The 10,595-nt window shown below is 71.5% G+C and carries 10 protein-coding genes; 4 read left to right on the plus strand and 6 right to left on the minus strand.

The window, feature by feature from the left end; all coding sequences use genetic code 11:
• Positions 1 to 50 precede the first annotated feature (50 nt).
• Positions 51 to 1,532, minus strand: a complete 1,482-nt coding sequence (gene purF, locus EAT49_RS19325; protein WP_123643967.1) for an amidophosphoribosyltransferase — start codon at positions 1,530 to 1,532, stop codon at positions 51 to 53.
• A gap of 504 nt (positions 1,533 to 2,036) precedes the next feature.
• Between purF and EAT49_RS19330 the strand changes: the two genes are divergently transcribed.
• The 3 genes from EAT49_RS19330 (at position 2,037) to EAT49_RS19340 (ending at position 4,717) form a co-directional block, all read left to right on the plus strand.
• Positions 2,037 to 3,473 carry a cytochrome ubiquinol oxidase subunit I gene (locus tag EAT49_RS19330; RefSeq protein ID WP_123643948.1) on the plus strand — a complete coding sequence of 479 codons (1,437 nt, stop codon included), beginning with the start codon at positions 2,037 to 2,039 and terminating at the stop codon, positions 3,471 to 3,473.
• 138 nt (positions 3,474 to 3,611) lie between these two features.
• Complete coding sequence (gene cydB / locus EAT49_RS19335) at positions 3,612 to 4,622, plus strand: cytochrome d ubiquinol oxidase subunit II (protein WP_123643949.1); 1,011 nt, start codon at positions 3,612 to 3,614, stop codon at positions 4,620 to 4,622.
• Positions 4,622 to 4,717: a DUF2474 domain-containing protein gene (locus EAT49_RS19340; RefSeq protein ID WP_123643950.1), complete on the plus strand. Its 96-nt coding sequence runs from the start codon at positions 4,622 to 4,624 to the stop codon at positions 4,715 to 4,717. The genes cydB and EAT49_RS19340 overlap by 1 nt, the downstream gene beginning before the upstream one ends.
• A 13-nt stretch (positions 4,718 to 4,730) precedes the next feature.
• Here the strand turns inward: EAT49_RS19340 and EAT49_RS19345 are convergent, their stop codons facing one another.
• From EAT49_RS19345 to radA, 3 genes are all read right to left on the minus strand, one after another.
• A complete protein-coding gene (locus tag EAT49_RS19345; protein ID WP_123643951.1) occupies positions 4,731 to 5,705 on the minus strand; it encodes a zinc-binding metallopeptidase family protein in 975 nt (324 codons plus the stop codon).
• 62 nt (positions 5,706 to 5,767) lie between these two features.
• Positions 5,768 to 6,358 carry a CvpA family protein gene (locus EAT49_RS19350; protein ID WP_123643952.1) on the minus strand — a complete coding sequence of 197 codons (591 nt, stop codon included), beginning with the start codon at positions 6,356 to 6,358 and terminating at the stop codon, positions 5,768 to 5,770.
• Positions 6,359 to 6,379: 21 nt separating this feature from the next.
• A complete protein-coding gene (gene radA, locus EAT49_RS19355) occupies positions 6,380 to 7,744 on the minus strand; it encodes a DNA repair protein RadA (RefSeq protein WP_123643953.1) in 1,365 nt (454 codons plus the stop codon).
• A gap of 168 nt (positions 7,745 to 7,912) precedes the next feature.
• On the opposite strand from radA, the gene EAT49_RS19360 reads away from it, so the two are divergent.
• A complete protein-coding gene (locus EAT49_RS19360) occupies positions 7,913 to 8,455 on the plus strand; it encodes a pseudouridine synthase (protein WP_123643954.1) in 543 nt (180 codons plus the stop codon).
• Here the strand turns inward: EAT49_RS19360 and EAT49_RS19365 are convergent.
• Together EAT49_RS19365 and EAT49_RS19370 are read right to left on the minus strand one after the other, a co-directional pair.
• A complete protein-coding gene (locus EAT49_RS19365) occupies positions 8,452 to 9,342 on the minus strand; it encodes a DMT family transporter (RefSeq protein ID WP_246003914.1) in 891 nt (296 codons plus the stop codon). The genes EAT49_RS19360 and EAT49_RS19365 overlap by 4 nt on opposite strands.
• Positions 9,339 to 10,439 carry a THUMP domain-containing class I SAM-dependent RNA methyltransferase gene (locus EAT49_RS19370; protein ID WP_123643955.1) on the minus strand — a complete coding sequence of 367 codons (1,101 nt, stop codon included), beginning with the start codon at positions 10,437 to 10,439 and terminating at the stop codon, positions 9,339 to 9,341. The genes EAT49_RS19365 and EAT49_RS19370 overlap by 4 nt, the downstream gene beginning before the upstream one ends.
• Positions 10,440 to 10,595: the final 156 nt, after the last annotated feature.

The raw sequence follows: 10,595 nt of genomic DNA on the forward strand, positions 1-10,595 counted from the left end.
TGGGCGGCGCGCCGCCGATAGCGCTCACATGGCCGCGAGGCGGACCGGCGCTACTCCGCGGCGGTCTTGGAGCGGAAGCCCTGCTCGACCATGTCGGCGGGTTCCACCGGGTATTCCCCCGAGAAACAGGCGTCGCAATACTGCGGAGCGGCGGCGTTCCGGCCGCCGGCCTCTCCGACCGCGCGGTAGAGCCCGTCGAGCGAGATGAAGCGCAGCGAATCGACCCCGAGATGCGCGCGCATCTCCTCCTCGGACATGCCCGCCGCCAGCAGCTTCTCCCGCTGCGGCGTGTCCACCCCGTAAAAGCAGGGCCAGGCCGTGGGCGGCGAGGCGATGCGGAAATGGACCTCGGCCGCGCCCGCGTCGAGGATCATCTCCTTGATCTTGCGGCTCGTGGTGCCGCGCACGACCGAATCGTCCACCAGCACCACCCGCTTGCCCTTCACCAGCGCCCGGTTGACGTTGAGCTTCAGCCGCACGCCCATGTTCCGGATCTGCTCGGTCGGCTCGATGAAGGTCCGGCCCATGTACTGGTTGCGCACGATCCCCATGCCGTAGGGGATGCCGGAGACCCGCGCATAACCGATGGCGGCGGGCGTGCCACTGTCGGGCACCGGGCAGACGAGATCGGCCTCCACCGGCGCCTCCCGCGCCAGTTCCGCGCCGATGGCCTCGCGCGTCTCGTAGACGGACCGCCCGCCGATCTGGCTGTCGGGGCGGCTGAAATAGACATGCTCGAAGATGCAGAACCGCGATTTCTTCGGCCGGAACGGACGCAGGCTCTCGAGACCGGCGGCACTGATCACCACCATCTCGCCCGGCTCGATCTCGCGCACGAACTCGGCTCCGATGATATCGAGCGCGCAGGTCTCCGAGGACAGGACCCAGCCGTCGCCCACGCGGCCCAGCACCAGCGGGCGCACGCCCAGCGGATCGCGCACGCCGATCAGCTTCGACCGGGTCATGGCCACGACAGAGAAGGCGCCCTCGACCCGGCGGAGCGCATCCTCCATCCGGTCGGGAATGGTCTTCTGCAGGGACCGCGCCATCAGGTGGATGATGCATTCGCTGTCCGAGGAGGACTGGAAGATCGAGCCCCGCTCGATCAGCTCCCGCCGCAGGGAATTGGCGTTGGTGATGTTGCCGTTGTGGGCGATGGCCGCCCCGCCCATGGCGAACTCGCCGAAGAACGGCTGCACGTCGCGGATCGCGGTCTGGCCCTTCGATCCGGCGGTGGAATAGCGCACATGCCCGATGCCGAGCGTGCCCGGCAGCTTCGCCATGGTCTCGGCATCGGTGAAATTGTCGCGCACATAGCCGAAGCGACGCACGGTCTGAAAGCCGCTCTCGGGATCGTGGGTCACGATCCCGCCCGCCTCCTGGCCCCGATGCTGCAGGGCATGGAGGCCCAGCGCGATGAAATTGGCGGCATCGGTCACGCCGATCACGCCGAAGACGCCGCACTCCTCGTGCAGCTTGTCGTCGCCGAGCGGATCGACCGCTCCGAAATCGAACGGATGCGAGGGGGGCAGGCGTTTGGCCAAGGACAGCGGCTCCGAATCCCGATGGGGTTCTTGACCCCTCCATAGGCGTCCTTCACACGCGTGTCACGAAACGATGTCGTGCCGGACGCTGCACCGCCGCGAAAGAGCGCCGGCCCGGGCGCGCAGCCCGAACCTGCGCCTTCTCGCGCACCCGGTCGAGGAAGAAGGGCCGCGCGTCGGGCGCGGTCGACGGCGCACAGGGCAGGTCGGGGCCCGAACCTCCTCGATCCCGCTCCGCATCCTGCTCACGCGGCGCCGCCGCCCCCGAGACGCACGGCCACCGCTGCGGCGGCGGCGTGGACGGCGCTGGTCATGGGAGGCGCCCCGGTTGCTGCCATGCAGTCCGCGGCACCGCCGGAGACTTGCAGGCCGCTGCCCGGGCCCTGCGACAAAGCTGCAGCGCAGATGAGCCTTTGTCGCATCCCGGTTCGACACCCGGCGCCTAGATGACGAGGGGAGAGAAGGAAAGTCCGCAGTCAGGAAGGGTCCCCCATGGAAACGATCTTCGGCCTCGACGCGCTGATGCTCGCCCGCATCCAGTTCGGCTTCACGGTATCGTTCCACTTCATCTTCCCGGCGCTGTCGATCGGGCTGGCGTCCTACCTCGCCGTGCTGAACGGCATGTATCTCTGGACCAGGGACGAATCCTACCTGCGGCTCTTCAAGTACTGGCTGAAGATCTTCGCCATCTCCTTTGCCATGGGCGTCGTCTCGGGCATCGTGATGGCCTACCAGTTCGGCACCAACTGGTCGGTGTTCTCCGACCGCGCGGGCCCGGTCATCGGCCCGCTCATGGCCTACGAGGTGCTCACCGCCTTCTTCCTCGAGGCGGGCTTTCTCGGGATCATGCTCTTCGGCCGCGAGCGGGTCGGGAACGGGCTTCACATGTTCGCCACGCTCATGGTGGCGGTGGGCACGGTGATCTCCGCCACCTGGATCCTGTCGGTGAACTCCTGGATGCACACGCCCGCGGGCTTCGCCATGAACGAGGCCGGGCAGTACGTCCCGGAGAACTGGTGGGAGATCATCTTCAACCCCTCCTTCCCCTACCGCCTCGCCCACAGCGTGACCGCGGCCTACCTGACCACCGCCTTCGTCGTCGGCGGGGTGGGGGCCTGGCACCTCCTGCGCGGCCGCTCGGGGAACGCGGGCGTGCGCACCATGTTCTCCATGGCGATGTGGATGATCGTGGTGACCGCGCCCATCCAGGCGGTGCTGGGCCACGAGCACGGGCTGAACACCTACGAGCACCAGCCGGTGAAGGTGCTCGCCATGGAAGGCCATTTCCGGAGCTACGAGGACGGCATCCCGCTGATCCTCTTCGGCATTCCCGACCAGGAGGCCGGCGAGATGCGCCATGCGCTGGAGATCCCGCGCCTCGGCGGTCCGATCCTCAAGAAGGGCTGGAACGGGTCCCTGGACGGGCTCGACACCGTGCCCGACGAGCTCGAGCCGCCCGTCGCCCCGGTGTTCTACGCCTTCCGGGTGATGGTGGGCCTCGGGGTCCTGATGATCGCCCTCGGGGTCTGGGGTCTCGCCGCGCGCCTGCGGGGGACGCTCTACGACGCCACCTGGCTGCACCGCGCCATGCTGGCCATGGGACCCTCGGGGTTTGTCGCGGTGATCGCGGGCTGGCTCACGACCGAGATCGGCCGCCAGCCCTTCGTGATCTACGGCGAGCTGATGACCGCCGACGCGGTCTCGCCCCTCGGCACGGCGGCGGTGGCGGCCTCGCTCGTGGCCTTCATCGTGATCTACTTCGCCATCTTCGGCGCGGGCATCGTCTACATCCTGCGCCTGATGGGCCATGCGCCCGAACTCGGCGAACGCGGCGTGCGCGCAGAGCCCGGCCCGATCCGAACCGCCGGCGTCACCCCCGCCCCGCAGCTGGGGGAGGGCAGCCGCGGCGCGCAGCACCCCGCCGAATGACCTTGGGGGCGCGGCGGCCCGCCCCACCGCCCGCGCCCCGCATTTTTCTGGCCTGAAATATCCCGGGGGTCCGGGGGCGGAGCCCCCGGCGGGTCGGCGCCGAAGGCGCCGAAACCAACCTGAAGCGAGACCTGACCGATGCTCGACCTCACCACCGCCTGGGCTCTCCTCCTGGCCTTCGCCGTCTTCGTCTACGTCGTGCTCGACGGGTTCGACCTCGGCATCGGCATCCTCTATCCCTTCTTTCCGAAAAAGCGCGACCGCGACCTGATGATGAACTCGGTGGCGCCGGTCTGGGACGGCAACGAGACCTGGCTCGTGCTGGGCGGGGGCGGGCTCTTCGCGGCCTTCCCGCTGGCCTATGCGATCATCCTGCCCGCGCTCTACCCGCCGATCATCGCCATGCTGCTCGCGCTCGTCTTCCGCGGCGTGGCCTTCGAGTTCCGCTGGCGCGCGGTGCGCCCCCGCACAAAGGTCTACTGGGACTGGGCCTTCATCGGCGGCTCGGTGCTCGCCGCGCTCTGCCAGGGCATCGCGCTCGGCGCGCTGCTCCAGGGGATCGAGGTCGACGGCCGCGCCTATGGCGGCGGATGGTGGGACTGGCTCACCCCGTTCAGCCTGCTGACGGGCGTGTCGGTCGTCTGCGGCTACGCGCTCCTCGGGGCGTGCTGGCTCAACCTCAAGACCGAGGGCGACTTCCAGCTCCGGGTGCGCGAGCTCGCGCGCCGCTTCGCCGTGGCCACGGTGGCGGGAATCGTGCTCGTCTCGCTCGCAACGCCCTTCCTCGACGCGGGCTTCTTCGACCGCTGGCTCTCCTGGCCGCAGATCCTGATCGTGGCGCCGGTGCCGGTCCTCGTGGCGGCGCTCGCGGGGGCGCTCTGGGTCTCGATCACCCGCGACAACCTCGACTGGCTGCCCTTCGTGCTCGCCATCGGGCTCTTCGTGATGTGCTTCGTCGGCCTCGGCATCTCCATGTGGCCCTACGTGATCCCGAACTCGGTGACCCTCGAGGAGGCCGCCGCCCCCTACGAAAGCCAGCTCTTCATGTTCGTGGGGGCCGCCGTGCTGGTGCCGGTGATCCTGATCTACACGGGCTATGCCTACTGGGTGTTCCGCGGCAAGCTCGACCCCGACGACGGCTACCACTGATGGGCCGGAGGCTCCTGTGGTTCCTCGCCCTCTACCTCGCGGGCCTCGCGGCGCTGGGCGTGGTGTCGCTCCTGATCGGCGCCGTCGCCGTCTGACGGGCCCGGGCCCTCAGGTGCCCGGCACGAGCCAGCCATGGGCAAAGGCCATCTTCTGCCGCACCCCCGGCGGCAGAACGAAGGGATAGAGGTCGGGGAGGTCCATCGCGCGGTTGACGTGGTTCGCCGCCAGCGCCAGCTCCAGCGCATGGCCGATCAGCCTTTCGGCGTCGTGCTCGCCATAGGCGTCATATCCCCGCCCGGGGCCCCCGGGCCAGCCCAGCCCTGCCGCAACGCCGCTGTCCGTGAGGTCCACGAGATGCAGCAGGTGGCTCACGGTCTCCGCCCAGTCCTCGTGCGGATGGGCCGTGGCATAGGGCGTCACATGGCTGTCGTCGGCGGGACGCGGATCGGCGTAGTGCCGCGCGAGCGCCGCGCCGTAATCCGCCCGCTCGTCGCCGAAGCGCTCCCGGAACGCCGCCGCGAAGCCCTCCCGTTCCAGGAGCCGCAGGAAGAGGACATGGGCGATCTCGTGGCGCACATGGCCGGTCATCGTCCGGTAGAGCTCGCCCAGCTCCTCCTGACGGCGCGCGCGCTCGGCCTCGCCGGCCTCGGTGACGTTCAGCGTGACCACGCCATCCGCATGGCCCATGGTGACCTCCGCCCCGACGCCGCCCGCCGTGACCTCCGACATCAGCCGGAACACCGGCCGCGGCCCCGGATCGTCCCGGACGAACCAGCCCCACCGCGCAAGCCCCGCCAGCACCCAGCGCTTCGCGGCCTCGGTCTCCGCCCAGAGCGGCAGGTTGCCGGCCGCGCGCAGGTCCGGTGTCAGCTCGGTCATGGCGCAGGCGGAGCAAAGGTCCACGCCCTCCTCCGCACGCCAGTTGCAGCCGATGGCGGCGCGGTTGGCGCAGTCCCAGGCCGTGTCGCCCTCGGGCACCATCCGCTGCGCCTCGGGGTCGAACCAGAGGGGCGCGCCGCAGGTGCAGACGAGGTTCCGGAAGTAGACGGTCCCGCCACAGGCCGGACAGGTGAAGACCTGCATCGCGCATCCTCCGCTCGCTCACCGCACCGCTTGGCAACCCGGGCGTCCGCGCCCGGTTCCGGTCACTCGGCGGGGAGGGCGGGGGCCACCGGCTCGGACGGCACGGCACAGGGGCCGACGAGCTGTTCGTACTGCGTCGTGATCCAGCCCAGCGCCGCCTCGGGGTCCTGCTGCTGCAGGCGCGCCGCGAGATCGTCGAACACGGCGGCCGACCGGCTGTCGTTGATCATCGCGACATCCTGCGCCGCCAGCACGGTCTGGTAAAGGAAGAACGCCACCGCCACGAGCAGGATGCCCCGCGCGACGCCGAAAAGGAAGCCGAAGGCCTGATCGACACCGCCGAGGACGGAGCGCTGCACCAGCGACGAGAAGAGCGGCGTGAACAGCGAGATGACAAGAAGCGCCACCGCGAAGATGGCCGCGAAGGCCGCGATGATCGACAGTTCGCAGCTGTCGCCGATGAACTCGCCCACCACCGGCACCGATTGCACCAGCGGCTGCACCTGGTCGGCGAAGAGGAAGGCGAGGATCGTCGCGCCCACCCAGCCCACGATCGCCAGGAGTTCGCGCACGAAGCCACGCGAATAGGCCAGCAGCGCCGACAGCACGATGACCGCGGCGACGATCCCGTCGACGATCGTGAAGCTTTCCATGCCTGTCCCTCGCCTCTGGCCCTATCCCGTTCCGAAGAGGTCCGACGCGAAGGCGGGCAGGTCGGCCATGGGTCTCAGCCTCATGCCGCTCTCGCCGCCCCGCATCTTTCGCGCCTTCGGGAGGATCGCCTCGCTAAAACCAAGTTTCCCGGCCTCCTTCAACCGGTTTTCGGTCTGACTGACCGGCCTGAGGCTCCCCGACAACGCCAGTTCGCCGAAGAGGACCGCTCCCTCGGGCAGCGGCTTGTCCTCCCGCGCCGACAGCAGGGCTGCCGCGACCGCAAGATCCGCCGCCGGATCGGAGATCCGGAGGCCCCCCGCCACGTTGAGATAGACGTCGAGCCCGGCGAAGGACACGCCGCAGCGGCTGTCCAGCACGGCGAGGATCATCGCCAGCCGTCCGCCGTCCCAGCCGAGCACGCTGCGCCGGGGCTGCGCCGTGGCCGAAGAGGCGACGAGCGCCTGGAACTCGCACAGGATCGGCCGCGAGCCCTCGATCCCGGCGAAGACGCTCGATCCCGCCACCGCCGCGCCGCGTTCGCTGAGAAACAGCGCCGAGGGGTTCTTCACCTCCACGAGCCCGCGGCCCGTCATCTCGAAGACGCCGATCTCGTCGGCGGGGCCGAACCGGTTCTTGTGGGCGCGCAGGAGGCGGAACTGGTGCCCCCGCTCGCCCTCGAAATAGAGCACGGTGTCGACCATGTGCTCCACCACGCGCGGCCCAGCGAGAGCGCCTTCCTTGGTGACATGGCCCACCAGCACCACGGCGATCCCGCGCCGCTTGGCGAAACCGACGAGTTCATGGGCCGCCGCCCGCACCTGGCTGACGGACCCGGGCGCGGCCTCCACGCTGTCGAGCCACATGGTCTGGATCGAATCGATCACCGCGAGGTCGGGCGCCTCTGCCTCCAGCGTCGTCAGGATGTCGCGCAGGTTGGTGGCGGCCGCGAGCCGCACCGGGCTGTCCCTCAGCCCCAGCCGGTCCGCGCGCATCTGCACCTGGCCCGCCGATTCCTCGCCCGTCACATAGATCACCCCCGCGCCCTGCCGGGCGAAGCGGGCGGCGGCCTGCAGGAGGAGCGTCGACTTGCCGATCCCCGGATCGCCCCCCAGCAGCAGCGCCGAGGCGGGCACGAGCCCGCCGCCCAGCACCCGGTCGAGCTCGCCCACGCCCGACAGCCGCCGCTCGGGTGCGGCCTCCTGCGCGGCGAGGTCAGTGAGGGCGAGGCCCTTGCCCCGGGAGACCGCCGCCCGGCGGCCCGGCCCCTCGCTCAGGGGTTCGGCCTCCTCGATGGTGTTCCAGGCGCCGCAGTCCTCGCAGCGCCCCGCCCATTTGGAGCTTTCGGCGCCGCAGGCGGCGCAGCGGAAGAGTGGGGATTTCGCCATGCCGCCTCTTGCCCCACCGCGTCCTCCGCCGCAACGCGCAACCCGCCGGGGCAGGGGGCCGCAGACCGGCTCCGCCCCGATAGTCACCCCGATCCGCCGCAGCGCGGCTGCGCCCTCGGCGCGCGCTTCCGCTTGCCGGGCGAAGCCCGCCCGTGGCAGAGCCGCGCCATGGCCCGCGTCATCCTCTTCAACAAGCCCATGGGCGTCCTGTCCCAGTTCACCGACGCAAGGAGCCCCTCGCCGCGGCCCACGCTCTCCGCCTTCGGCCTGCCCGCCGGGGTCTATGCCGCGGGCCGCCTCGACCGGGACAGCGAGGGGCTGCTCGCGCTCACCGACGACGGGCGGCTGCAGGCGCGGATCGCCAGCCCCCGGGCGAAGACGCGCAAGACCTATCTCGTGCAGGTCGAGGGCGCGCCCTCCGATACCGATCTCGCGCCCCTGCGCGAGGGCGTGACGCTGAACGACGGGCCCGCGCGGGCGCTCTCGGCGCGGGTCGTCGACCCGCCCGACCTCTGGCCGCGCGATCCGCCGGTCAGGCTGCGCAAGTCCGTGCCCGACACCTGGATCGAACTGGTGCTCGACGAGGGCCGCAACCGGCAGGTGCGGCGGATGACGGCGGCGGCGGGTTTCCCGACCCTGCGGCTGGTGCGCTGGCGCATCGGCGACTGGAGCCTCGACGGCCTCGCCCCCGGCGCCTGGCGCGACGCCTAGAGCCTCGCCCGCGCCCGCGCGCGACGCTCCGTGCGCAGCAGATAGACGCCCCCCGCCGCGATGACGGCGGCGCCCGCCCAGGTCCAGGGACTCGGCACCGTGCCCCAGACGATCCAGCCCATCAGGCTCGCCCAAAAGAGCGCGGTATAGTCGAAGGGCGCCACGACCGAGGCCTCGGCCATGCGGAAGGCCTGGCTCAGGAGGCTGATCCCCAGGGTGCCGCAGAGCGCCGTCGCGGGAAACAGCAGCAGGTCCAGCGGCTCGACCTCGGGCCAGGGCACGAAGACCCAGGGCAGGCAGAACAGGATCGGGAAGGCGGTGATCCAGAAGGTCATGGTGCCGAACCCGTCCGAGGCCGGGATGCGGCGCGCGACCAGCATCAGCAACGCGTAGATCGCCGCCGCCGCCAGCGCGAGCAGCGCCGCGGGCTCGAAGGCCGCCGCACCGGGGCGCACCACGATGAGCACGCCGAGAAAGCCCGCAAGAATGGCGATCCAGCGGTCCCGGCTCACCGCCTCGCCCAGCACCAGCCGCGACAGCGCGGCGACGAAGAGCGGGGCGGCGAAGATCAGCGAGGTCGCGGCGTCGAGCGCCATGTAGCGCAGCGACAGGATGAACGCCCACGTTGCCGCCACGGCGAGAAGCGCGCGCACGGCATGGACGCCGACCCGCGCGGAGGCGAGGCCCGAGGGACCCTGAAGGGCGATCACGATCGCCGCGACGACCGGACAGGCCAGAAGGCTGCGGACCCACAGGATCTGCAGCGGGTGATAGCGTTCCACGAGCCATTTCGCGGCCACGTCGCTCATCACGAGCGTGGCCACGCCCGCGCACATCACGAGGATCGCGGCGAGGGGCGTGTGGCGGGAGGCGGTGGCGACGGTCACGGCAGGGGTCCTGTGCGGTAGAGACGGATCTTGAGCGGGCCGTGGGGGACCGGCGGCCCGGTGTCGGTGAAGGACAGCCCGGTGGTCTTCGCGAGGCCCGGCTCGCTGGTGATGACACCCGCCTCCCAGCCCCGGAAACGCTCCTTCAGCACCGCGCCGAGGGTGGCATAAAGCCCGTGGAGCGGACCGGGCTTTCCGATCCGCGCGCCATAGGGCGGGTTCGTGAGCACGAGCCCCGGCGGACCGGGCGGCGGCGCGAGATCCGAGAGGGCGGCGCGGCCGATCGTGACATGGCCCGAGAGTCCCGCCCGGGCGGCGTTCTCCGCGGCGCCCCGGACCGCTCCGTCGTCGCGGTCGAAGCCGAGGATCGGCGGGATGTCCCCGCGCGCCGCCGGGGCCGGGCCGGCCTCCTGCCTCAGCTCGGAGGGCGCGAGGCGGGCCCAGGCGAACTCCCGTCCTCGCCCCGGCGACAGCCCCGCCGCCCGCGCGGCCCCTTCCAGCAGGATCGTCCCGGAACCGCACATCGGATCGACCAGCGGTCGCGTGCCGTCCCAGCCGCAGGCGCGCAGGAAGAGGGCCGCCATGGTCTCGCGAAGGGGCGCCTTGCCCACGAAGGCCTTGAACCCCCGCCGGTGCAGCGGCTCGCCGCTGGTGTCGACGCTGATCGTGACGAGGTTGCGCTCGATCCGTACCAGAAGGCGGACCGGGTCATCGCCCTCCGCCGGCGCGCCCGTCGCGTCGGCGATGGCGCGTTCGATCCGCTGGGCGGCGGCGCCGGCGTGGTAGATCTTCGAGCCGCGCGACGTGGCCTCGACCTTCACCGGCACGTCCCCGCGCAGGAGGGCGGGCCAGTCCAGCTTGCGCGCGCGCTTGTCGAGCTGCGCGAGGTGCACCGCCGGGAACTCCGCAACGCGCGCGAGCACGCGGCCCGCGCCCGCAAGCTCCAGGTTGGCGCGGCGCACCTCGGCCCAGCCGCCCGTGATCGTGACGCCGCCGGGGGTCACGGCGACGCCCCCGAAGCCGGCCTCCCGGGCCTCCTCGGCAAGGAACGGCTCGAGACCGGGGGTCGCGGCGAGGAAGATCTCCGAAGGGGTCATCCCGGGCGGTCTATCCCCTCGCCCGGGGAATTGCGAGGCGCTGCGGACCCCCCCCCCCCGGCGGGGGGGGGGGGGGGGGGGGGGGGGGGGGGGGGGGGGGGGGGGGGGGGGGGGGGGGGGGGGGGGGGGGGGGGGGGGGGGGGGGGGGGGGGGGGG

Source organism: Histidinibacterium lentulum (assembly GCF_003789055.1).
GTDB classification, from domain to species: Bacteria; Pseudomonadota; Alphaproteobacteria; order Rhodobacterales; family Rhodobacteraceae; genus Oceanicola; species Oceanicola lentulus.

Bases quoted from the DNA above. Each gene is read 5' to 3' on its own strand.
- EAT49_RS19330 (WP_123643948.1), top strand. From the start codon at position 2,037: ATGGAAACGATCTTCGGCCTCGACGCGCTGATGCTCGCCCGCATCCAG.
- cydB (WP_123643949.1), top strand. From the start codon at position 3,612: ATGCTCGACCTCACCACCGCCTGGGCTCTCCTCCTGGCCTTCGCCGTC.
- EAT49_RS19340 (WP_123643950.1), top strand. From the start codon at position 4,622: ATGGGCCGGAGGCTCCTGTGGTTCCTCGCCCTCTACCTCGCGGGCCTC.
- EAT49_RS19345 (WP_123643951.1), bottom strand. From the start codon at position 5,705: ATGCAGGTCTTCACCTGTCCGGCCTGTGGCGGGACCGTCTACTTCCGG.
- EAT49_RS19350 (WP_123643952.1), bottom strand. From the start codon at position 6,358: ATGGAAAGCTTCACGATCGTCGACGGGATCGTCGCCGCGGTCATCGTG.
- radA (WP_123643953.1), bottom strand. From the start codon at position 7,744: ATGGCGAAATCCCCACTCTTCCGCTGCGCCGCCTGCGGCGCCGAAAGC.
- EAT49_RS19360 (WP_123643954.1), top strand. From the start codon at position 7,913: ATGGCCCGCGTCATCCTCTTCAACAAGCCCATGGGCGTCCTGTCCCAG.
- EAT49_RS19370 (WP_123643955.1), bottom strand. From the start codon at position 10,439: ATGACCCCTTCGGAGATCTTCCTCGCCGCGACCCCCGGTCTCGAGCCG.